This window comes from Burkholderia sp. BCC0398, from assembly GCF_902833245.1.
Classification (GTDB): domain Bacteria; phylum Pseudomonadota; class Gammaproteobacteria; order Burkholderiales; family Burkholderiaceae; genus Burkholderia; species Burkholderia sola.
Window position 1 is genome coordinate 245,049 of sequence record NZ_CADFEM010000002.1, and the last position, 22,121, is coordinate 267,169.

A 22,121-nucleotide genomic window follows, 5' to 3' on the forward strand; every position below is an offset into this window, starting at 1 on the left:
CATCGCTTAACGACGCGTCACGTTGCGCGGATAATCGGGCGCAAGGCGCGCGGGACCGGCCCGCGCCGCACGATCCAGGAGAACCCAACGTGCCGCAACGACCGCCGCAGCATGCCGATCCGGCAGACGGCATCTACTTCGGGCTGATGTCTGGAACCAGCATGGACGGCGTCGACGGCGTCGCCGTGCGTTTCGAGGCCGGCCGCGCGCCGGTCGTGCTCGCGGAAGCGTTCGTCGGCTTCGCGCAATCGCTGCGCGACGCGCTGTTCGCGCTGCAGCAGCCCGGCGACAACGAGATCGACCGCGAATCGCTCGCGGCGAATGCGCTCGTCACGCGCTATGCGGTGTGCTGCCACGAATTGCAGCGCACGGCCGGGCTGTCGCGCGACGAGATCCGCGCGATCGGCGTGCACGGCCAGACAGTGCGCCATCGCCCCGAGCGCGGCTATACGCGCCAGCTCAACAATCCGGCGCTGCTCGCCGAGCTGACCCAGGTCGACGTGATCGCCGATTTCCGCAGCCGCGACGTGGCCGCCGGCGGCCACGGCGCGCCGCTCGCGCCGGCGTTCCATGCGACGGTGTTCGGCGCGCCGGGCGAAACGCGGGTCGTCTGCAATCTCGGCGGAATCAGCAACATCACGATCCTGCCCAACGCGGGCGGCGACGTGCGCGGCTTCGACTGTGGCCCGGCGAATGCGCTGATCGATGCGTGGGCGACCCGCCATCTGGGCAAGCCGTACGACGACGGCGGCAAGTTCGCCGCACGCGGCACCGTCCACGCGCCGCTGCTCGACACGTTGCTCGACGAACCGTATTTCACCGCGCCGCCGCCGAAAAGCACCGGACGCGACCTGTTCAATCCCGCGTGGCTCGATACGAAGCTCGCCGCATTCGCGCAGGTTGCGCCGGAGGACGTGCAAGCCACGCTCACCGCGCTCACCGCCGTGTCGGTGGCGCGCGACATCGCGCAGCACGCACCGGGCTGCAAGGCCGTGTTCGTATGCGGCGGCGGCGCACGCAACCCGGTGTTGCTCGATGGGCTCCGGCACGCGCTGCGGGAGGCCGGCGTGCCGGCCACCGTCGATACGACGGCCGCGCTCGGCGTGCCGCCGCAGCAGGTCGAAGCGCTCGCGTTCGCGTGGCTCGCGTACCGCTTCACCGCGCGCCAGCCCGGCAATCTCGCGACGGTCACCGGCGCAGCCGGCAACCGCGTGCTCGGCGCGCTCTATCCGCGCTGATGCGATACTCGCCGCGCGGCGAGCGCTACAAGGCGGGCGCGTATAAAAAAACGGGGCATGAAGCCCCGTTTTTCATTCCGGCAGAACCGGCGCGGATCTGCCGTGTGCTCAGACCGAGAACGACGAACCGCACCCGCAGGTGGTGGTCGCGTTCGGGTTCTTGATCACGAACTGGGCGCCGTTGAGGTCGTCCTTGTAGTCGATCTCGGCGCCGACCAGGTACTGGTAGCTCATCGAGTCGATCAGGAGCTGGACGCCGTTCTTGTTCATCACGGTGTCGTCCTCGTTGACTTCCTCGTCGAACGTGAAGCCATACTGGAAGCCCGAGCAGCCGCCACCCTGCACGAACACGCGCAGCTTGAGGTCGGGATTGCCCTCTTCGTCGATCAGTTGCTTGACCTTGTCGGCCGCGGCGTCGGTGAAGACGAACGGCAGCGGCATATCGGTCGTCGTTGCTGCGGATTCGGTAACAGCGTTCATTCGAACTCTCCAAAAAGCTTTAGCCGCTATTGTAGGGCCGATCAGAAGATCGTGCTGAAGTCCATGAAATCAATAGGTTCTTGTCGATTTCATCAAACGCGCCCGCGCGGGGGCCGCCGCAGCGGCCCGGTAGCGGACATAAAAAAACCGCCAGCGTGAAAGCTGGCGGTTTTTCCGGCGGACGCCGCCCGAAGGCGGCGAGGCCATGAAGCGGAATTAACGCTTCGAGAACTGCTTTGCGCGGCGTGCCTTGCGCAGACCGACCTTCTTACGCTCGACTTCACGCGCATCGCGCGTGACGAAGCCTGCGCTCGACAGCGACGGCTTGAGCGTCGCATCGTAGTCGATCAGTGCACGGGTGATGCCGTGGCGCACTGCGCCTGCCTGACCCGTTTCGCCGCCGCCGTTGACGTTCACCTTGATGTCGAACGTCTGGCCGTGGTTCGTGAGTTCCAGCGGCTGACGCACGATCATCAGCGACGTTTCGCGCGAGAAGTAGTCAGCGATGGGCTTGCCGTTGACGATGATGTCGCCCTTGCCAGCCTTGATGAAGACACGTGCGACTGCGCTCTTGCGGCGGCCCGTACCGTAGTTCCAGTTACCGATCATGTGGGTCCCCTTAGATCTCGAGCGCCTTCGGCTGTTGAGCCGAGTGCGGATGCGTCGCTTCTGCGTAGACCTTCAGCTTCTTGATCATCGCGTAGCCGAGCGGGCCCTTCGGCAGCATGCCCTTGACCGCCTTCTCGAGCGCGCGGCCCGGGAAGCGCTCTTGCATCTTGCCGAACGTCGTTTCATAGATACCGCCCGGGTAGCCCGAGTGACGGTAGTACTTCTTGTCCAGCGTCTTGTTGCCCGTGACCTTCAACTTGCTCGCGTTGATGATGATGATGAAATCACCAGTGTCGACGTGCGGGGTGAACTCAGGCTTGTGCTTGCCGCGCAGACGGCGTGCCACTTCGCTGGCAACACGGCCGAGAACCTTATCCGTCGCGTCAATCACGTACCATTCGCGCGTCACCTCATGGGCTTTTGCGGAAAACGTCTTCATGATCGATCCAAAAAAAATGCTTTGCCCGATGTGTTCTTCCTGCTTGTCTGTGTGCGCTTCGAGGCGCGGTGCAGGCTCTCCCTGTTCTTTTTCCGTGGGCATGAATGCGGAAAAGCCCTGAATTATAAAGGAAATACGGCTGCGTGGTCAAAGAGAATCCACGCCCCGTGTTCGCGGCGGCCGAAATGGGCCAAAATCCGGTCGTGCCCCGACAAGCCAGGCGAACCGAGCGCCTGCGGCGGCACCCATCGACGTGCGGCACATGACCTTGCCGCGCCAGACCGGCCAAACCCGAAAAACAACAAACCAGCATGATGAAACAACGACTTACGCCCTTCCTCGCGGCCGCGCTGCTGGCCGCCGCGGCGCCCGCCGTCGCCGCGTCCGGCTGCGAAGCCAAGCTCGACGCGCTCGATGCACGCATCGCCGAAGCCCGAACCGCCCATGCCGAAGACCGCATCGTGCGCCTGCGCGCGGTGCGCGAACGCGTCCGCCACTTCTGCGCACGCGGCCACGCGTCGGCCGCCCCTGCACCGGCGCCGGAGGCCGACTCGCGCGGCACGCCGCCGGACGCGACGTCGCAGCCGGCCGCGCGGCAGCCCGCGTGACGGTGCCGACGCGCGCAAGCCGCGCGCCGATGTTTGCATGGGACGAAAAAAAGCCCGAACGGCTGGTTCGGGCTTAATCCACCTCAGGAGGAGGGTGGAGGAGACATTCGGAGGTTGCCGCAGCGCGACAACCAATGAGAGTCATTATACGAATGCCCGACCGAGTCCACAAGAAAATTTGCATTGCGAAATCAACTCCCACGATATGGGATGCAAATCGAAAAGCTTACGCAAATGAATTTCCATTCAAAATCAAGCATATAAGTGCGTCACGCACGACTTCAAACCGCCCGCATCTAGAGCAAAACCCCTAAATTCAGCCGGGAAATCGCCGCTCGCCGCGCCGCTCGCTCGGCGCCGGCATTGCTCGTCTTGCAGCGCATCAGCCGACCGTTGCGCCGCGGGCTACAATGCCGGATCGAATCCGAATCAGGCAACGCTGGAGCGCAAGCATGGAATGCAAAGTAAGCTGGATGGGCCAGGACGGCATGGCGTTTTCCGCCGAGACCGGCAGCGGGCATCTCGTCACGATGGACGGCGCGCCCGAAGGCGGCGGCCACAACCTCGCGCCGCGTCCGATGGAGATGGTGCTGCTCGGCACCGGCGGCTGCACGGCTTATGACGTCGTGCTGATCCTGAAGAAGAGCCGCCAGGAAGTGAGCGGCTGCTCGGTCACGCTGAAGGCCGAGCGCGCGAGCGAAGATCCGAAGGTGTTCACGAAGGTGCACTTCCACTTCACGGTCACCGGCCGCAACCTGAACCCGGCCACGGTCGAACGCGCGATCAACCTGTCGCACGACAAGTATTGCTCCGCGTCGATCATGATCGCGAAAACGGCCGAACTCACGCATTCGTTCGACATCGTCGCCGCCTGATCGCGCGGCGCGCGCATGAAAAAAGGGCCGGCGCTCCGCAGGGAGCGCCGGCCCTTTCGCATTCGAGCGGCAAAGCAGGCCGATAAGCCGGATTCTGTGCACGCCGCGCGCCGAAGCGCGCAACGCGTGGCAGCCATTCCTCTAGGCGCGCCATTGCTGACGCGCTCAAGCTTCCTACCCGCAGACGAGACGGGGGCCCCGTCCTGCATCCGAAAATGCGCGCCTGCCTACTTGGAATTGCTCCGGGTGGAGGTTACCGTGCCGGCGAACGTCGCCGTCGCCGCGGTGCGCTCTTACCGCACCGTTTCACCCTTACCTGATCCCGGCTTGCGCCGGGCCATCGGCGGTTTGCTTTCTGTTGCCCTGTTCCGCGTGTCGCCACGGATGGCCGTTAGCCATCACCCTGCCCTGTGGAGTCCGGACTTTCCTCGCCCCCGCGCGCCCGAAGGCGGCGAGGCCGCGACTGCCTGGCCTGCTTTGCGACGCGCATTCTAGCACTGCGCGCCGCGGTCGGCAGCGCGCGAGCCACCGCCACGGCGAAACACGGCCGGATCGACGCGACCGGGTTCGCGCGGCGGCGCGCCGCTCACGCGAGTTTCCAGCCGATCGCCTCGCCACCGCGCAGCGGCACGACCGGCGTATCGCCCGCGAAGATCTCGCGCGGCAACTCCCACGCCTCGCGGCGCAGCGTGACCGTCTCGGCGCTGCGCGGCAGCCCGTAGAAATCGGCGCCGAAGAAGCTCGCGAACCCTTCCAGCTTGTCGAGCGCGCCGGCGGTGTCGAATGCTTCCGCGTACAGTTCGAGCGCGTGCAGCGCCGTGTAGCAGCCCGCGCAGCCGCACGCGGTTTCCTTCGCGCCGCGCGCATGCGGCGCGCTGTCGGTGCCGAGGAAGAAGCGCGGGTTGCCCGACGTCGCGGCCTCGACCAGCGCCACGCGATGCGTCTCGCGCTTGAGCACCGGCAGGCAGTAGTAATGCGGGCGAATCCCGCCGACGAACAGCGCGTTGCGGTTGTACAGCAGGTGATGCGCGGTGATCGTCGCGCCGAGCAGACCGGGCGCCGCCTCCGCATCGCGCACGTAGTCGGCCGCGTCCTTCGTCGTGATGTGTTCGAACACGACCTTCAGACCCGGGAAATCGCGGCGCAGCGGCGTCATCACGCGGTCGATGAACACCTTTTCGCGGTCGAACAGGTCGATCGACGCATCGGTCACCTCGCCGTGCACGAGCAGCGGCATGCCGGTTTCCTGCATCGCCTCGAGCGTCTTCGCGCATTTCGCGAGATCGGTGACGCCATGGTCGGAATTCGTCGTCGCGCCTGCCGGATACAGCTTCACGCCGTGCACGAAGCCGCTTTCGCGGGCGCGGCGGATTTCGTCGGGCGGCGTGTTGTCGGTCAGGTACAGCGTCATCAGCGGTTCGAACGTCATCCCGGCCGGCAGTGCGCCGAAGATGCGCGCGCGATAGGCCTGCGCCTGCGCGGTGGTCGTGACCGGCGGCTTCAGGTTCGGCATGACGATGGCGCGGCCGAACTGGCGGGCGGTGTGCGGCAGCACGGCGGCGAGCATGTCGCCGTCGCGAAGGTGCAGGTGCCAGTCGTCGGGACGGGCGAGCGAAAGCGTCGCCGGGGAGGAAGCGTTCGAGGCAGTCATAGGAGGCGTCGTGAGGAACGGGCTTGCGATCGGCGGGGCCGGAACGCGCGTGCACGGGCCGATTGACGGCAAACCGCAACACGGGGCCTTTGGCCAGCGGAATCCGCTTTTTACCGCTCAGGGCTCGGTGATATGCTAGAAGCCGCATTGTACCGGGGTTCGCCCGGTTCGTTACCCCCGCTTCAGCCTGCCGCCCCACGTAAAATGTGCCAACTCCTTGGAATGAACTGCGCCGCGCCGACGGACGTCACATTCTCCTTCACAGGTTTCGCGGCCCGGGGTGGGCTCACCGATCACCATGCCGACGGCTGGGGCATCGCGTTCTTCGAAGACAAGGCCTGCCGCCTCTTCATCGATCACCAGGCCTCGGCCACGTCGCCGATCGCCGAAATGGTGAAGCGCTACCCGATCAAGTCCAAGAACACGATCGCGCACATCCGCAAGGCGACGCAAGGGCACATCCTGCTCGAGAACAGCCATCCGTTCATGCGCGAGCTGTGGGGCCGGCACTGGATCTTCGCGCATAACGGCGACCTGCAGGACTACGCACCGGACATGGACGGCAGCGTCTACCATCCGGTCGGCACGACCGACAGCGAACAGGCGTTCTGCGTGCTGATGCAGGGGCTGCGCGAAGCCTTTCCCGGCGCGCAGCCGCCGCTGCCCGAGCTGTTCGAGCGGGTCGGCGAACTGACGCGCGGCATCACCGATCACGGCGTGTTCAATTTCCTGATGTCGAACGGCCAGGCGCTCTTCGCGCACTGCTCGACGCGGCTGCACTACCTCGTGCGGCGCTGGCCGTTCTCGACCGCGCATCTCGTCGACGAAGACCTGTCGATCGACTTCGCGAAATACACGACGCCCGAGGATCGCGTCGCGGTGATCGCGACGCAGCCGCTCACCGACAACGAAGTCTGGACCGCATTCGAGCCGGGCGAGTTGATCATGTTCCAGTGCGGCGACGTCGCCGCGCGGATGCAGATTCCGGTGCCCGCGCGCGTGCTCGAGAAGCTGCGCAACCCGTCGCTCGACGCGTCGGCGTCCGCACCGCGCACGGTGGTGCGCGAAGCGCTCGCCACCGCGGCCGACGGCGATGCCGACGACGCGATCGATTTCTGAAGTGCGGCATCGGCCGCGTCCGCTTTCTGCTCGCTTCCTGCTTGCCGCGTGCGTCGTACGATGCGTCCGACGACGCCCGTCATCGACGCAAATCGCCCGGCTCCGGCCAATACGGTTTCATTTCGGCCACCACCCGGCGCAACGAATCGACGTCACGCAACATTCGCTTGATTTTATTAATTTACAAGTGAAAATAAGTAAAAGATGAAGCGGATAAAATAACCGCCAATTAAAACAAAAATTCCGGGCCCGCATTTTATCGCGCGTCATCCGCCGAAACCGTGCGCTATCCCACCGACTCCAGCAGTCCTGCCAGCCTTTAACAAAACCCCTCAAGCCCGCCACCACCACGGCTTTCGGTTCGATCAACCACACAAATCAAAAATACCACGCATTACGGTTCGAATCATTACAGTTTCCCCTTTCTCGATAATCGGCGACTGCCCGAATCAGTAGACTCGCCCCATCCTCGGTGTAACGAAACACGATTGGCGCGACACGCAGCCACAGCCGCCGCACGCCCCTTCGGATCATTTCCCCACCGCGGAATGCGAATTCGCCGAATCGCGGCGAATGCCACGTCAAAAGAAGAAAGAGGGGTATGTCGTGAATCACTCATTTCGATCGATATGGAGCGACGCCGCCGGCTGCTGGGTCGCGGTGGCGGAAACGGCTCGGGCGCGCGGCAAGCGTTCGGGCAGCGAATCGGGTTCGAGCCGCCGCACCGCGCACAAGGTGGCGCACCACCCGGCAGGCCGCTCGCCGCTGCGCGTCGCGGCGCTCGGGGCCGCGCTGGCCGCGCTGTCGGCCGGCGTGGCGCACGCGTCGACGTGCGGCGACGGCGCGACCGTCGCGAGCGGCGGCACCTGCGCACTCGGCAGTTTCAGCCCGACCGTCAACGACAACCTGGCCGGCGCCACGACGGTGTCGGGCGGCGAAACGATCGGCGTGGCAGGCGCATGGACGGGCGTCCCCGGCGACCCGGGCTATACGCTGACGCCGCTCGGCAGCGCGACCCTCGTGTCGGGCAACCCGAACCAGCCGCTGGTCTCGCTCGGCGGCAAGACGCAAAGCGTCAGCACGCCCGACTCGATCACGGCCACCCACACGTCGGTCGCCACCTACAACTCCGCCGAATTCACCGCATCCGCGGCCGGCTCGACCACCGTGCCCGTTTACCACGACGTGAACGGCGGCCAGTACGTGAATACGCGGATCGGCACCGTCGACAGCACCGGCGGCACGCTGAACGTGTCGATCGGCAATGCCGCGGATGCGCCAGACGCGACCGGCAATGGAATCTCGATCGCACCGAAGCAGACCGACCTGACCTTTGCGGACGGCACCGGTGCGGCAAAAAGCGTCGTCAACTGGAATTCCCGCAACCAGATCTGGCTCGGCACCGGCGACTATCTCGCCAGCGGCGGCCCGGTCGGCCAGCTCCAGCTCGACGTGCCGGCCTACGCGGGCACCTTCACCGCGTTCGACGGCAGTCGCTGGACCGTCACCGACGCCGCATCGCTCGCTGCGTACAACGACTTTCTGGTGCGCTCGGTCCAGAGCGGCGCGCTCGGCTCGCAGGCCGCCTACGACACCGCGTTCGGCCAGGCCGTCACGTTCTCGCAGCAAACCTTCCAGTACGCGAACAACGTGTCCGCCGGCGACAAGAACACGCTGCCGATCGATCACCTGTCGGTGATGCACGGCACGGGCGCGAACGCGACGCTGCACATCGGCAAGGACGGCCAGATCGACTTCCGCGGCACCAACACGATCGAATCGAGCTCGGCCGTGCTCGCGGAAAACGGCGCGCACTTCGTCAACGACGGGCGCTTGTCGGGCGATTTCACGCTGGTGCGCCTCCTGAGCGGCGCGAGCGGCGTCAACAACGGCGCGATCTCGTCCGGCTACGCGTCCGGCAACAACGTCGACACGAGCGGCAGCACGCCACCCGACAATTTCGGCTTCCACGCGTACACCGAGGGCAACGGCGTGTACGCGAGCGGCGCGGGCACCACGTTCGCGAACAACGGCGTGATGAACGTCGGCGCATGGACGCTCGACGGCAACCGCCCCGACCTGCAGAACTACGCGGTGGCCGCGACGGACGGCGCGCGCGCGACGAACGCCGGCACGATCAACGTCGGCGTCAACGCGACGACGCTCGACAGCCAGGTGATCGGCGGCCTCGTCGCCGGCGGCAGCTTCACGAACGAAGCAGGCGGCACGATCTATCTGGGCCGCGCCGCGCAGTACGCGCCCGGCCAGGCGGCAAACGACGTCGCGCTGTCCGCGCACGCGTACGGCATCCTGCTCGGCGCGTCGGGCAGCGCGAGCAACCTCGGCACGATCGTGATCGGCTCGCAGACGCAGAACGGCGCCGCGCTGGCGAGCATCGGCTCGAGCGCCGGCACGCTAACGAACGCGGGTGCGATCGTCGTCAACGGCGCCGCGCCCGGCACGCCGCTCGCGAACGTCGGCATGCTCGCGGCCGACACCGCCGCGACCGTGACCAATACGGGCACGATCACGCTGAATGGCGTGAACGGCATCGGCATCATGGTCGTCGGCACCGGCACGCACGCGACGACTGCGACGTCGACCGGCACGATCGACGTGGCCGGCGGCCTCGACCCCGCGTCGGACACGCGCAACTACGGCGTCTGGGCCGAAGGGCCGCTCGCGATGGCCACGCTCGACGGTGCGCTGAACCTGACCGGCACCGGCGCGATCGGCGTGCACGCACGCTCGGGCGCGACGATCGACGTCGGCGCGAACGCGGTGCCGGCCTTCATGTCCGGCACGAACCAGATCGGCTTCTACGCATACGGCGCGGGCTCGAAAATCAACGTCGCCGCGCAGCACCTGAGCGTCGACACCGACGACTCGACGCTGTTCCGCGTCGCGGGCGGCGCGGCCTACACGGGCGCGTCGGCGGCCGGCACGCTGACGACCGACGTCAACGGCCAGCGCTCGCGCGGCGTACTCGCGACCGACGCCGGCACCACGCTGTCGACCGGCAACGCGGTCTACCACGTCAACGGCGCGAACGGCGTCGCGATCGCCGTGGAAGGCGGCGCGAAGGGCACGATCGACGCGGGTGCGACGATCGACCTGAACGCGGCCGGCGCGACCGCGGGCATCGTCGACGGCCAGGCGCACGACCTCGCCGGCGCGAACGCCGGCGCGCCGGTCGCGACGACGCTGACCAACGACGCCGCCGTCACGTCGTCGACCGCCGGCGTGACCGGTTTCATCGCGCAGAACCTCGGCACGCTCGAGAACCGCAGCACGGTGCTGCTGACCGGCGCGGGCTCGACAGGCGTCGTGGCCGGCACGCTGGGCACGGTGAACAACGCGTCGACGATCCGCGTCGCCAACGGCACCGGCGCGCTCGTGCAGGGTGCGTCGGCCACGCTCGCGAACGCGGGTTCCATCGAAGCCGACGACGGCGTCGCGGGCATACGCCTGACGGGCGCCGGCGCATCGGTCGCGCTGTCGGGCGCCGGCACCGTCATCGCGAACGGCAGCGCCGACGGCGTGCTGATCGACGCGACGGTCACCGGCGGCGGCATCGCGGCCAGCGCGACGTCGATCGCGGTCGGCGGCTCGGGCAGCGGGATCCGCAACCTCGGTGCGAATGCAACGATCGCGCTGTCCGGCACGCAGATCGCGACGACCGGCAACGGCGCCGCCGGCGTCACGTCGACCGGCGCCGGCGCGCACATCGCGGCCGATGCGGCCGCGGTCGTCCGCACGAGCGGCGCCGACGCGCGCGGCCTGTTCGTGTCGGGGGCCGATTCCACGCTCGCGGCCAACGGAACGACCGTCGCGACGACCGGCACGAACGCCCATGCAATCGTCATGGACGGCGGCGCGACGGCCCTGCTGTCGGGCGCGAAGATTTCCGCATCGGGTGCTGCGGCCGACGGCGTCGTCGCGCAAAACGGCGGCCGCATCGCCGATACGGGGTCGGCGCTCGCCAGCGCCGCCGGCAACGGCGCAACCGCGAACAGCGGCGGCGTGCTCGCATTGACGGGCACGGCGCTCACGGGCGCGACGGCCGGCGTACTGACGTCGGACACGCTCGCGAACGGCGCGACCAGCTCGGTGCTCGTCGACGGCGGCAGCGTGACGTCCGCCACCGGGCCGGCCTTCGCCGCGCGCGGCGGCATGGCCGACATCGCGGTGCGCAACGGTACGGTCGTGACGGCCGGCAACGGCACGCTGCTGAACCTCGCGAACGGCAGCAACGTGACGTTCAATGCATCGGCGGTGAACCTCGCGGGCGACATCGTTTCCGACGCGTCGAGCACCGGCAACGTGTTCCTCGCGAACGGCACGACGCTGACCGGGAAGATCGACCCGGTCGCGCTGACGGTCGACGGCACGAGCACGTGGCGCATGACGGGCAGCTCGGTGCTGAGCAGCCTGAACAACGCGGGCCTCGTCGCATTCGCCGCGCCGACCGGCTCGCCGACGCTGACCGGCAGCTACAAGACGCTGACAACGGGCGGCTACGTCGGCAACGGCGGCATGATCGCGCTGAATACGTATCTCGGCGCCGACGCGTCGCCGACCGACCGGCTGATCGTGAACGGCGGCGCGGCGAGCGGCACGACCGGCCTGAAGATCGCCAACACGGCCGGCACCGGCGCGCAGACGACCGGCGACGGGATTCCGGTGGTCGTCACGGCCAACGGCGGTACGACCGCCGCGTCGGCGTTCCATCTCGCGGGCCCGGTGCAAGCGGGCGCGTACGAGTACCGGCTCTATCGCGGCGGGCAAGGCGATGCGAACGGCTGGTACCTGCGTTCGCAGCTCGACCCGACCGACCCCGGCGACCCGATCCACCCGTCCGGCGGCGGCGACGGCGGCATCAACGGCAACGGCGGTACGCTCGCGTATCGTCCGGGCGTTTCCGGCTACGCGATGACGCCGCTGCTGAACGCCGACTACGGCTTCTCGACGCTCGGCAAGCTGCACGAACGCGTCGGCGACATCTACAACGTCGAGCAGCAGCAGCCCGGCAATCGCGACGGCGTGTGGGGGCGCATCGGCGGCCAGAGCCTCGATGCGAACGCGGGCCGTTTCTCGGCCGACGAACGCACGTTCTTCGCGCAGTTCGGCAAGGACTGGACTGTCGACCAGGCGCCGAACGGCGCCGGCAGCACGCATGCGGGCGTGACGGCCAGCATCGGCGTGTCGAACGCGAGCTTCAGCGACATGGCGCGCGCGGGCTCGCCCAACCTGTCGACGTCGACCGGCTCGGTCGAGATGCACGCGCAGAGCGTCGGCGGCTACTGGACGCGCTACCTGCCGGACGGCACCTACTTCGACAGCGTCGGGCAGGTCACGCACTACGGCAACCGCTATCGCGACAGCTACGGCAACGAAGCGTCGCAGAACGGCTTCGGCGTCGCGCTGTCGCAGGAAGTCGGCAAGCCGTTCGCGATCGGCGCGTTGCCGGTCGCGGTCGAGCCGCAGGCGCAACTGATGTACCAGTACCTGAAGCTGAACGGGTTCAACGACAACGTGTCGGCCGTGTCGGGTACGACGACGAATGCGCTGCGCGGTCGCGTCGGCGTGCGCATCTTCCGGCCGAACCTCCAGTCGAGCGCGGGCGGCAGCGCCGCGACGCCGTACTTCACGGCCGACGTGCTGCACGACTTCCTGTCGCCGGGGCAGACCGTCGTCGGCGGCACGCCGTTCGCGACGCATCTCGGACGCACCTGGTACGAGCTCGGCGTCGGCGTGACCGCCGGCTTCGGCAAGTCGGGCGAGCTGTACGCGAACGCGAAGATCGCGCGCAACATCGGCGGCGATTACCGGCGCGGGATCGTCGGGCAGGTCGGCTACCGGTACAGCTGGTAACGCCCGGCGGCGGACGAAAAAAAACCGCCCGGCGGCCTGCCGGGCGGTTTTCGCATGGGTGCGCGCGAAAACGCGCGAACGCTCAGTGCAGGATCTTCGCGAGGAAGTCCTTCGCGCGTTCCGATTTCGGATTCGAGAAGAAATCGTCCTTGCGGTCGTCCTCGACGATCGCGCCCTTGTCCATGAAGATCACGCGGTGCGCGACCTTCTTCGCGAAGCCCATCTCGTGCGTGACGACCATCATCGTCATCCCTTCCTGCGCGAGTTCGACCATCACGTCGAGCACTTCGTTGATCATCTCCGGATCGAGCGCGGACGTCGGCTCGTCGAACAGCATCGCGATCGGGTCCATCGACAGCGCGCGCGCGATCGCGACACGCTGTTGCTGGCCGCCCGACAGCTGGCCGGGAAACTTGTGCGCATGCGCCTTCAGGCCGACGCGATCGAGCAGCTTCATGCCCTTCTCGTTCGCTTCGTCCTTGCCGCGGCCGAGCACCTTGATCTGCGCGAGCGTCAGGTTCTCGGTGATCGACAGGTGCGGGAACAGTTCGAAATGCTGGAACACCATCCCGACCTTCGAGCGCAGCTTCGACAGGTTCGTCTTCTTGTCGCCGACCGACTGGCCGTTCACGAGGATCTCGCCCTGCTGGAACGGCTCGAGGCCGTTCACGGTCTTGATCAGCGTCGACTTGCCGGAGCCCGACGGGCCGCACACGACGACCACTTCGCCTTTCTTGACCTCGGTCGTGCATTCGGAGAGGACCTGAAACTGGCCGTACCACTTCGAAACGTTCTTGATGGAAATCATCTTGTGACCTTTTTCTGGAGACCCTTGACGAGAGCAGACGCCAACGAGCAAATCACGAAATAGCATGCGCCGGCGAACAGGACCATCTCGACGGTCGTGCCGTCGCGATCGCCGATGTTGGCGGCCGTGCGGAAGAAGTCCGCGAGACTGATCACGTACACGAGCGACGTATCCTGGAACAGGACGATCGCCTGCGTGAGCAGCAGCGGCACCATTGCGCGGAACGCCTGCGGCAGGATCACGAGGCGCATCGCCTGCGCGTAGTTCATGCCGAGCGCGAACGCGGCGTTCACCTGCCCGCGCGGCACCGCCTGGATGCCGGCGCGGATGATCTCGGAATAATACGCGGCTTCGAACAGCGAGAACGCGACCATCGCCGACGCAAGGCGGATGTCGATCGTCGGCGACAGCCCGAGCACGCCCTGCAGCAACTGCGGGACGATCAGGAAGAACCACAGCAGCACCATCACGAGCGGGATCGAGCGGAACACCGTCACGTACGCTTTCGCGAACCACGCGAGCGGCTTCACGCCGGACAGCCGCAGCAGCGCCAGCAGCGTGCCCCAGACGATGCCGACCACGATCGCGATCAGCGTGATCTTGAACGTGACGATCGCACCGGACCACAGCGTCGGCAGCGCGCCGGGAATACTACTCCAGTCGAACTGATGCATCACTTGCCTCCGATGTAGCCGGGCAGCCGCGTACGGCCTTCGATCCAGCGCATGAACGCCATCACGACGAGGTTGATGACCACGTACGCGAGCGTCACGGCGATGAACGACTCGTAGGTCTGCGCGGTGTAGTCGACGAGCTGGCGCGCCTGCGCGGACAGGTCGAGCAGGCCGATCGTCGACGCGACGGCGGAGTTCTTGAAGATGTTCAGGAATTCCGACGTGAGCGGCGGCACGATGATCCGGTATGCCACGGGCAGCAGCACGTAGCGGTACGTCTGCCATTGCGTGAAGCCCATCGCGAGGCCGGCCGCGCGCTGGCCCTTCGGCAGCGCGTTGATCCCCGAGCGCACCTGTTCGCACACGCGCGCGCCGGTGAACAGGCCGAGACAGACGATCGACGCGGTAAAGAACTGCGTGGTCGGCGGCAACTGCTTGATCCAGGTGCCGATCGATGCGGGCAGCAACTCGGGTATCACGAGATACCAGACGAAGAACTGCACGATCAGCGGGATGTTCCGGAAAATCGACACGTACACGGTGCCGATCGCGGCGAGCCACTTGTTCGGCACGGTGCGCAGCACGCCGAACAGCGACCCGACGATCAGCGCGATGACCCAGGCGACGAGCGACACTTCGATCGTCACCCAGAAGCCGGACATCAGCCATCCGAAATAAGTCGTCGGCTCGCCGGTCGACACGGGGCTCAGAAAGATGCCCCAGTTCCAGTGGTAAGACATGGGCAAGACTCCAGCAAAAAGAAACGGAAGAAGCGTGGCCTCTTCCGTTTCAGTAGCGTCATTTCTGCATCAACGGCCGTGTGGTCAGTCGAGCGCCTTGTCGTTCGGGTTCGCGTACAGCTTCTTCATCGACTCGGACAGCGGGAAGTTCAGGTTCAGCCCCTTCGGCGGGATCGGATTCTCGAACCACTTCGCGTAGATCTTCGCGGCTTCGCCCGACTTCTCGACTTGCGAGATCGCGTCGTCGACGACCTTCTTGAAGTCGGCGTCGCCCTTGCGCATCATGCAGCCGTAAGCCTCTTCCGATTGCGGCGTGCCGACGATCACCCACTCGCCCGGCTGCTTCGCCTTCGCGCGTTCGCCCGCGAGCAGCGCGTCATCCATCATGAATGCGACCGCGCGGCCCGATTCCAGCGTGTTGAACGAATCGCCGTGATCCTTCGCGCTGATGATGTTCATGCCGAGCTGCTTGTCGTTGTTCATCTTGCGCAGCAGGCGCTCCGACGTCGTGCCGGCGGTCGTCACGACCGTCTTGCCCTTCAGGTCGGCGAAATCCTTGACGCCCGAATCCTTCTTCGTCATCAGGCGCGTGCCGATCACGAAAATCGTGTCGGAGAACGCGGCTTGCTGCTGACGCTCGAGGTTGTTGGTCGTCGAGCCGCACTCGATGTCGACCGTGCCGTTCTGCACGAGCGGGATGCGGTTCTGCGACGTGACGGGGATGTTCTTCACCTGCAGGTTCGGCAGGCTCAGCTTCTTCTTCACCGCGTCCACGATCTTCAGCTGGAACTCGCGCGAATAGCCGACCACCTGCTGGTTCTGGTCGTAGTAGGAGAACGGAATCGACGATTCGCGGTGGCCCAGCGCGATCACGCCCGTGTCCTTGATCTTCTTCAGCGTGCCAGTCTCCTGAGCATGCGCGCCGCTTGCGAACGCGCACAGCGCCGCGGCCATCAGGACTGCCTTGTGGTATTTCATTTTGGTCATCTCCTTGGCTAAAACCCGCGCCAGTGTATCAAAGTAATATTTTTGAAAGTACTGGTTGTTTACCGCACTACGAATCGCCCTGTGCGAAGCCGTCCTCCCGGCTCCGGGCGCGCCAGATGCGCGCGCGGGCGGTGCCGGATTCGGCACCGCCCGCGAGGGTTCACATCCGCAATCGGGTGGATTGCGTCATGAATCTTTCATGGTCGATGATCAGGGACGCCCGGTCAGGGACGCCCGGTCAGGGACGCCCGGTCAGGGGTAGAGGCCGCGCATTTCGCGCGCCATCAGGATGCGCTTGCACGCGACGATGAACGCCGCCGTACGCACCGTCACCTTGTGCTCTTCCGCGACCGCCCACACGCCGGCGAACGCTTCGCGCATCACGCGCTCGAGACGATGGTTGATCTCGTCTTCCGTCCAGAAGAAGCTCGAGAAATCCTGCACCCACTCGAAGTACGACACGGTCACGCCACCGGCGTTCGCGATCACGTCGGGGATCACGAGCACGCCGTTCGCGCTCAGGATGTCGTCCGCCGCGGTCGTCGTCGGGCCGTTCGCGCCTTCGACGATGATCTTCGTGCGGATCTTCGCCGCGTTCTTCTCGGTGATCTGGTTTTCCAGCGCCGCCGGGATCAGGATGTCGGTCTCGACCGTCCAGAACTCGTCGTTCGGCATCGGCTCGGCGCCTTCGAAGCCCGCGACGCCGCCCGTGCGTGCGACGTGGTCGAGCAGCTTGTTCGAATCGAGGCCGGCCGGCTGGTAGATCGTGCCCGTGTGATCCTGCACCGCGATCACCTTCGAGCCCGCTTCCTGGAACAGCTTCGCCGCGATGCCGCCGACGTTGCCGAAGCCCTGCACCGCGATGCGCGCGCCTTCGATCTCGAGGCCCTTCTTCTTCGCCGCTTCGCAGCCGACGACGAACACGCCGCGGCCCGTCGCTTCCTTGCGGCCGAGCGAACCGCCGAGCGCGATCGGCTTGCCGGTCACGACGCCGGTCGACGTCTGGCCCTGGTTCATCGAGTACGTGTCCATCATCCACGCCATCACCTGTTCGTTGGTGTTGACGTCCGGCGCCGGAATGTCGGTGTTCGGCCCGATGATGATGCCGATTTCGCTGGTGTAGCGGCGCGTCACGCGCTCGAGCTCGCCACGCGACAGCTTGCGCGGGTCGACGCGGATGCCGCCCTTCGCACCGCCGTACGGCACGTTCACGGCCGCGTTCTTCACCGACATCCATGCGGACAGCGCCATCACTTCCGACAGCGTCACGTCCTGGTGGTAGCGCACGCCGCCCTTGCCCGGGCCGCGCGACACGTTGTGCTGCACGCGATAGCCTTCGAAGTGCGCGACGGTGCCGTTGTCGAGCTCGATCGGGCAGTCGACGATCAGGATGCGCTTCGGACGCTTCAGCGTTTCGAGCCAGCGCGACAGCGAACCGAGGTACGGCGCGACGCGATCGACCTGCTGAAGGTAGTTGCCCCACGGGCCGAGATCGTCGGCGTGCAGGTAGGACGGGATGGACTGCTGTTGCGAAGACATGGAAGCTCCAACGTTCAACGGATTGCGCACATTGTCGAAAAAGCCGTTTTTTTTATCCAATGCCGTTTGTTTATTCGATTATGCGTTTCTTGCATGATCGCGATTTTTTGCAAATCGGCGGTCGATTTGCGCAAGAACGCCCGCGATCGGCCGTGCATCGCGTTCGTGGAAAAACGGATTGGACAGGCGCGAGCCGGCCGCGGGACAGCCGTCCGACAGGCGGTGCAAGGCCGCCGTCAGCCGACCGGGCCAATCGGCCGGGTTAACCGCCGGCGGTTAACCGGCAGTATCGCCGGTGGTCTCGCGCAGTTCGTCGCGCACGACGTCCCACAGCGCGCGCACGAGCTTCTGCCGCGGATCGTCGCCCTGCAGCGCGAGCTTGTCGCAGTACAGCCGGATCTCCATCGTCAGCGTGAACGGATGCGCGCCGCCGCGCGCCGACCGGTCGAGGCGGATCAGCCGGCCGCCCGCGACCGCATCGTCGACCGCGCTGTGCGGCAGGAACGCGACGCCGTGGCCCGCGAGCGCCATCGCCTTCAGCCCTTCGGCCATGTCGGTTTCGTACACGCGATCGAGGAACAGCCGCGTCGGCGCGTTCGCGATGATGACTTCGGTCATCCGGCCGAGATACGCGTTCGGCGTATACGACAGGTACGGCACGCGCGCGTCGGCCGTGCCCGGCAGCGTATGGCGCGGCCGGCCCGCGCGGCCGGGCGCGGAGAACGGGCTGATCGGCTCGCTGCCGAGGACGAGCATGTCGTAGCGCGCCGGGTCGAGCGCGACCGGGTGGCTCGGGTGGTGGTAGCCCATCACGAGGTCGCAGCCGCCTTCGACGAGCGACAGCACCGCGTCGTGCACGTTCAGCGCGCGCAGCCGCGTGTGGACCTGGCCCATCTTCGCCTCGATCCGCTCGAGCCAGCGCGGGAAATACGTGAGCGACAGCGTGTGCGGCACCGCGAATTCGATCGTCGGCACCGGCGCGCCGACGTGGCCGCGCAGCAGCGTGCGCGCCTCGTGCGCCTGCGACAGCATCGTCAGCGCCTGCTCGTAGAAGATCTGCCCGGCCTGCGTGAGCCGCGTCGGATAGACCGAACGATCGATCAGCTCGGTCGCGAGCCATGCCTCGAGCGCCTGGATGCGCCGCGAGAACGCCGGCTGCGACACGTGCCGCAGCTCGGCGGACCGGCTAAAGCTGCGCGTCTCCGCGAGCGAGACGAAGTCTTCGAGCCATTTCAGTTCCATGCAGGCGGGCGCGGCGGGCGGCGGTCGGGAAGAAGCCTGCATTCTACCGGCGGGCGGGCCCGGCCGGCGGCTTGGCGGACAGCCCGGCGAGCCCGCGGGGGCGCCTGCCGACACGCCATTCGCGTGCCGCCCGGGCATCGCTCGCCGGCGGCGCGCGCGGCCGGACCGGTTCGGCCGGAATCGACGCGCGCCGATGGTAAAATGCCGGATTCTCCTCCCCTCGTTCGCCCCGGCCCCAAAAGGCCCTGCCCGATCATGTCCGACACTCGTCCCGATACGCTTTTCGCCCTCACCGCGCTCTCGCCCATCGACGGCCGCTACGCCAGCAAGACCGAAGCGCTGCGCGACTGGCTCTCCGAAGCCGCCTTCATGCGCCACCGCGTCACCGTCGAGGTGCACTGGCTGATCGCGCTGTCGCGCGCCGGCTTCGCGGAAGTCCCGCGCTTCTCGGAAGCCTCCGAGCAGTTCCTGCTGCAGCTCGCCGAGCGCTTCACCGCGCACGACGCCGCACGCATCAAGGAAATCGAGCGCGTGACGAACCACGACGTGAAGGCCGTCGAATACTGGCTGAAGGAATCGGTGAAGGGCCAGGCCGAACTCGAGAAGGCGAGCGAATTCATTCACTTCGCGTGCACCTCCGAGGACATCAACAACACGTCGCACGGGATGATGCTCGCCGGCGCGCGCGAACACGTGATCCTGCCGGCGCTGCGCACGGTCTACCAGCGCCTCGTCGCGCTCGCGCACGCGCACGCGGAACAGCCGATGCTGTCGCGCACGCACGGCCAGCCGGCCAGCCCGACGACGCTCGGCAAGGAACTCGCGAACGTCGCCGCGCGCCTCGCCCGCGCGATCGCGCGCATCGAGAAGGTCGAGATCCTCGGCAAGATGAACGGCGCGGTCGGCAACTTCAACGCGCACCTGTCCGCGTATCCGGAATTCGACTGGGAAGCGTTCTCGCGCGACGTGATCGAAAACCGCCTGAAGCTCACGTTCAACCCGTACACGATCCAGATCGAGCCGCACGACTACATGGCCGAACTGTTCGACGCCGTGGCGCGCGCGAACACGATCCTGCTCGACCTCGACCGCGACGTGTGGGGCTACATCTCGGTCGGCTACTTCAAGCAGAAGACGAAGGCCGGCGAGATCGGCTCGTCGACGATGCCGCACAAGGTCAACCCGATCGACTTCGAGAACTCGGAAGGCAACCTCGGCCTCGCGAACGCGACGCTGCGCCACCTCGCCGACAAGCTGCCGGTGTCGCGCTGGCAGCGCGACCTGACCGACTCGACGGTGCTGCGCAACATGGGCGTCGCGCTCGGCTACTCGCTGCTCGCGTACGACTCGCTGATCCGCGGCCTCGACAAGCTCGAAGTGAACCCGCAGCGCCTGAACGAAGATCTCGACAACTGCTGGGAAGTGCTCGCGGAGCCGGTGCAGACGGTGATGCGCCGCTACGGCATCGAGAACCCGTACGAGCAGTTGAAGGAACTGACGCGCGGCAAGGGCATCACGCGCGAAGCGCTGCAGGAATTCGTCGGCACGCTGGCGATCCCGCAGGACGCGAAGGATCGCCTGCTCGCGATGACGCCCGCGTCGTACATCGGCAAGGCCGTCGAACTCGCGAAGCGGATCGCGTAAGCGCCGCCGTCGCCTGACGCAAAAAAGCCCGATGCGAAGCGATTCGCATCGGGCTTTTTATTGCCTGCAGCAGCCGGTCAGAACGAGATCATCCGCCCCGGGTTCAGCGCGCTCATCACGCTCATCGCGGCCTTCGCGGCGGGAATCGCGATCGGCGACAGCTGCCGGCCGAGCGGAATCGCACGATGGTCGATGCCCGTGAGCATCGAGAAGTCGTCGTTGCGGCCGACGAAATCGTCGCAGATCGCCTTGCCGATCCGCACCGTCTGGGCGACGCCGTGCCCGCTCCAGCCCTGCACCATGTACATCGGCACGCGGCCGTCGGTCTTGCGGCTGTCGGTCGCGCCGTTCAGCGTGAAGTCGCTGACGCCGCTCCAGCAGTAGTCGAGCGCGAAGCGGCCGTCGTGCTGCGGAAACACCGTGTTCAGCCGTGTCAGCAGATACGCGTTGACGTCGGGCTGCGCCCAGCAGCTGCCGGTGCCTTGCCCGCCGAACAGCAGGCGGTTGCCGCGCACCGGCCGGTAGTAGTCGATCTGGAACTGCGTGTCGTACACCGGCATGCCGGCCGGCATCAGCGTCGCGACGTCGACGTCGAGCGGCGCCGTCACGCTCACGTACGTGAAGAACGGCACGGTGGTCGCCGCGCCGTCGTCGAGCAAACGGAACGTCGTGTTGTGCAGCGCGAGCACGACGCCGCGGCGCGCGGTAATCGTGCCGCCCGGCGTCGTCGCGACGACGCCCGCGGGCGTCTCGTCGAGTTCGAGCACCTCGGTGCCCTCGTACAGCGCTCCGCCGTTCAGCCGGAAGCCGTGCACGAGGCCGCGCACCAGCGCGAGCGGATGAATCTGCCCGCCGACCGCGTCGATCGCCGCGCCGTGATACAGCCCCGAGCGCACGTATTCGTCGTGCAGCTGATGGCGGCCGACGAGCGTCACGCCCGCGTCGCCGAGATGGCGTCGCGCATCCGCGCCGTCGAGCAGCGCGCTCATGTGGCCGGGGTGAACCGCCGCCGTGACGTGGCCGCGCTTGCGATCGAGATCGAGCGCGTAACGCGCGCCGATTTCGTCGATCAGGTCCATCGACTCGGCCGACGCGAAGCGCCACAGCCGTTTCGCATCGTCGTGCGATAGGTAGTCGATCATGTCGGCGGCTTCCCAGCGCGCAAGGCCGGGCGTCAGTTGCCCGCCGTTGCGGCCCGACGCGGCCGAGCCGACGTGATGCTTGTCGACGAGGATCGTGTCGACGCCCGCTTCCGCGAGATGCAGGGCGGCCGATGCGCCGAGCAAGCCGGCGCCGATCACGAGCACGTCGCAGACGGCGTCGCGCGCCAGCGGCGCGCTGTTTTCATGGCGCGACAACGACGCCTCGTACCAGTTGGCCGGCCGTTCGCCGTCGTGGCGGGCCGGATCGCACCAGTTCCAGTTGTCTTTTTCGATATTCAGTTGCGTTTGCTCGAAACGCGATTCGCCCTGGATCAAGGGCCTGTTGTTGGACGTCATGATTGCACTTGCATGGTCTTGGGCCGCCTGTCGAAGGGCCTCGTTGCTTCGAGGCTTCGCGGGTGGGGCAGCCGGTTCCACATGGGTGTCAACGA

General features: G+C 66.7%; 17 protein-coding genes and 1 other RNA gene. 6 read left to right on the forward strand and 12 right to left on the reverse strand.

Translation table 11 applies throughout. The features are described 5' to 3' along the window. Nucleotides 1-89: 89 nt before the first annotated feature. Nucleotides 90-1,238, forward strand: a complete 1,149-nt coding sequence (locus HWX76_RS04965) for an anhydro-N-acetylmuramic acid kinase (RefSeq protein ID WP_050013808.1) — start codon at nt 90-92, stop codon at nt 1,236-1,238. Between the two features lie 108 nt (nt 1,239-1,346). Here the strand turns inward: HWX76_RS04965 and erpA are convergent, their stop codons facing one another. The 3 genes from erpA to rplM all read right to left on the reverse strand — a co-directional run bounded on the left by erpA (nt 1,347) and on the right by rplM (nt 2,766). Then, a complete protein-coding gene (erpA, locus tag HWX76_RS04970; RefSeq protein ID WP_006759918.1) occupies nt 1,347-1,718 on the reverse strand; it encodes an iron-sulfur cluster insertion protein ErpA in 372 nt (123 codons plus the stop codon). A 216-nt stretch (nt 1,719-1,934) separates the two neighbouring features. After that, nucleotides 1,935-2,327 carry a 30S ribosomal protein S9 gene (gene rpsI, locus HWX76_RS04975; protein WP_006476904.1) on the reverse strand — a complete coding sequence of 131 codons (393 nt, stop codon included), beginning with the start codon at nt 2,325-2,327 and terminating at the stop codon, nt 1,935-1,937. 10 nt (nt 2,328-2,337) lie between these two features. Further along, nucleotides 2,338-2,766 carry a 50S ribosomal protein L13 gene (gene rplM, locus HWX76_RS04980; protein ID WP_009687896.1) on the reverse strand — a complete coding sequence of 143 codons (429 nt, stop codon included), beginning with the start codon at nt 2,764-2,766 and terminating at the stop codon, nt 2,338-2,340. A 311-nt stretch (nt 2,767-3,077) separates the two neighbouring features. Here rplM and HWX76_RS04985 point away from each other — a divergent pair, with 311 nt between their 5' ends. Together HWX76_RS04985 and HWX76_RS04990 are read left to right on the forward strand one after the other, a co-directional pair. Continuing rightward, nucleotides 3,078-3,374: a DUF1090 family protein gene (locus HWX76_RS04985; RefSeq protein WP_050013809.1), complete on the forward strand. Its 297-nt coding sequence runs from the start codon at nt 3,078-3,080 to the stop codon at nt 3,372-3,374. 410 nt (nt 3,375-3,784) lie between these two features. Next, nucleotides 3,785-4,249: an OsmC family protein gene (locus HWX76_RS04990; RefSeq protein ID WP_074801272.1), complete on the forward strand. Its 465-nt coding sequence runs from the start codon at nt 3,785-3,787 to the stop codon at nt 4,247-4,249. Nucleotides 4,250-4,316: 67 nt separating this feature from the next. Here HWX76_RS04990 and rnpB read toward each other — a convergent pair. Both rnpB and pyrC read right to left on the reverse strand, forming a co-directional pair. Next, nucleotides 4,317-4,728: RNase P RNA component class A (rnpB, locus tag HWX76_RS04995), an RNA gene on the reverse strand. A 107-nt stretch (nt 4,729-4,835) separates the two neighbouring features. Further along, nucleotides 4,836-5,900: a dihydroorotase gene (gene pyrC / locus HWX76_RS05000; RefSeq protein ID WP_176015572.1), complete on the reverse strand. Its 1,065-nt coding sequence runs from the start codon at nt 5,898-5,900 to the stop codon at nt 4,836-4,838. Nucleotides 5,901-6,104: 204 nt separating this feature from the next. Here pyrC and HWX76_RS05005 point away from each other — a divergent pair, with 204 nt between their 5' ends. Both HWX76_RS05005 and HWX76_RS05010 read left to right on the forward strand, forming a co-directional pair. After that, on the forward strand, nt 6,105-7,019 hold the full coding sequence (locus HWX76_RS05005) for a class II glutamine amidotransferase (RefSeq protein ID WP_176015573.1): 915 nt from the start codon (nt 6,105-6,107) through the stop codon (nt 7,017-7,019). Between the two features lie 606 nt (nt 7,020-7,625). Next, the gene (locus HWX76_RS05010) at nt 7,626-12,893 is read left to right on the forward strand and encodes an autotransporter outer membrane beta-barrel domain-containing protein (protein ID WP_176015574.1); all 5,268 of its coding nucleotides are present in this window, start codon (nt 7,626-7,628) and stop codon (nt 12,891-12,893) included. 82 nt (nt 12,894-12,975) lie between these two features. Here HWX76_RS05010 and HWX76_RS05015 read toward each other — a convergent pair whose 3' ends face one another. The 6 genes from HWX76_RS05015 to HWX76_RS05040 form a co-directional block, all read right to left on the reverse strand. Continuing rightward, on the reverse strand, nt 12,976-13,701 hold the full coding sequence (locus HWX76_RS05015; protein WP_124594277.1) for an amino acid ABC transporter ATP-binding protein: 726 nt from the start codon (nt 13,699-13,701) through the stop codon (nt 12,976-12,978). Continuing rightward, a complete protein-coding gene (gltK, locus tag HWX76_RS05020; protein WP_050013813.1) occupies nt 13,698-14,375 on the reverse strand; it encodes a glutamate/aspartate ABC transporter permease GltK in 678 nt (225 codons plus the stop codon). The genes HWX76_RS05015 and gltK overlap by 4 nt, the downstream gene beginning before the upstream one ends. Next, nucleotides 14,375-15,115, reverse strand: a complete 741-nt coding sequence (locus HWX76_RS05025) for an amino acid ABC transporter permease (protein ID WP_050013814.1) — start codon at nt 15,113-15,115, stop codon at nt 14,375-14,377. Before HWX76_RS05025 ends, gltK begins: the two co-directional genes overlap by 1 nt. 84 nt (nt 15,116-15,199) lie before the next feature. Beyond that, the gene (locus HWX76_RS05030) at nt 15,200-16,093 is read right to left on the reverse strand and encodes a glutamate/aspartate ABC transporter substrate-binding protein (protein ID WP_050013815.1); all 894 of its coding nucleotides are present in this window, start codon (nt 16,091-16,093) and stop codon (nt 15,200-15,202) included. 261 nt (nt 16,094-16,354) lie between these two features. Beyond that, nucleotides 16,355-17,641, reverse strand: a complete 1,287-nt coding sequence (locus tag HWX76_RS05035) for a Glu/Leu/Phe/Val dehydrogenase (protein ID WP_050013816.1) — start codon at nt 17,639-17,641, stop codon at nt 16,355-16,357. 276 nt (nt 17,642-17,917) lie between these two features. Continuing rightward, entirely contained in the window at nt 17,918-18,883 is a 966-nt protein-coding gene (locus HWX76_RS05040; protein ID WP_050013817.1) for a LysR substrate-binding domain-containing protein, read from the reverse strand. 255 nt (nt 18,884-19,138) lie between these two features. Here HWX76_RS05040 and purB point away from each other — a divergent pair, with 255 nt between their 5' ends. Beyond that, nucleotides 19,139-20,527 (forward strand): adenylosuccinate lyase, encoded by a 1,389-nt coding sequence (purB, locus tag HWX76_RS05045; protein ID WP_050013818.1) that lies wholly within the window; start codon nt 19,139-19,141, stop codon nt 20,525-20,527. 77 nt (nt 20,528-20,604) lie between these two features. Here the strand turns inward: purB and HWX76_RS05050 are convergent, their stop codons facing one another. Beyond that, nucleotides 20,605-22,026: an FAD-dependent oxidoreductase gene (locus tag HWX76_RS05050; RefSeq protein ID WP_124555625.1), complete on the reverse strand. Its 1,422-nt coding sequence runs from the start codon at nt 22,024-22,026 to the stop codon at nt 20,605-20,607. Between the last annotated feature and the right edge of the window lie 95 nt (nt 22,027-22,121).

Bases quoted from the DNA above. Each gene is read 5' to 3' on its own strand.
- erpA (WP_006759918.1), bottom strand. From the start codon at position 1,718: ATGAACGCTGTTACCGAATCCGCAGCAACGACGACCGATATGCCGCTG.
- rpsI (WP_006476904.1), bottom strand. From the start codon at position 2,327: ATGATCGGTAACTGGAACTACGGTACGGGCCGCCGCAAGAGCGCAGTC.
- rplM (WP_009687896.1), bottom strand. From the start codon at position 2,766: ATGAAGACGTTTTCCGCAAAAGCCCATGAGGTGACGCGCGAATGGTAC.
- HWX76_RS04985 (WP_050013809.1), top strand. From the start codon at position 3,078: ATGATGAAACAACGACTTACGCCCTTCCTCGCGGCCGCGCTGCTGGCC.
- HWX76_RS04990 (WP_074801272.1), top strand. From the start codon at position 3,785: ATGCCGGATCGAATCCGAATCAGGCAACGCTGGAGCGCAAGCATGGAA.
- pyrC (WP_176015572.1), bottom strand. From the start codon at position 5,900: ATGACTGCCTCGAACGCTTCCTCCCCGGCGACGCTTTCGCTCGCCCGT.
- HWX76_RS05005 (WP_176015573.1), top strand. From the start codon at position 6,105: ATGTGCCAACTCCTTGGAATGAACTGCGCCGCGCCGACGGACGTCACA.
- HWX76_RS05015 (WP_124594277.1), bottom strand. From the start codon at position 13,701: ATGATTTCCATCAAGAACGTTTCGAAGTGGTACGGCCAGTTTCAGGTC.
- gltK (WP_050013813.1), bottom strand. From the start codon at position 14,375: ATGCATCAGTTCGACTGGAGTAGTATTCCCGGCGCGCTGCCGACGCTG.
- HWX76_RS05025 (WP_050013814.1), bottom strand. From the start codon at position 15,115: ATGTCTTACCACTGGAACTGGGGCATCTTTCTGAGCCCCGTGTCGACC.
- HWX76_RS05030 (WP_050013815.1), bottom strand. From the start codon at position 16,093: ATGAAATACCACAAGGCAGTCCTGATGGCCGCGGCGCTGTGCGCGTTC.
- HWX76_RS05035 (WP_050013816.1), bottom strand. From the start codon at position 17,641: ATGTCTTCGCAACAGCAGTCCATCCCGTCCTACCTGCACGCCGACGAT.
- HWX76_RS05040 (WP_050013817.1), bottom strand. From the start codon at position 18,883: ATGGAACTGAAATGGCTCGAAGACTTCGTCTCGCTCGCGGAGACGCGC.
- purB (WP_050013818.1), top strand. From the start codon at position 19,139: ATGTCCGACACTCGTCCCGATACGCTTTTCGCCCTCACCGCGCTCTCG.
- HWX76_RS05050 (WP_124555625.1), bottom strand. From the start codon at position 22,026: ATGACGTCCAACAACAGGCCCTTGATCCAGGGCGAATCGCGTTTCGAG.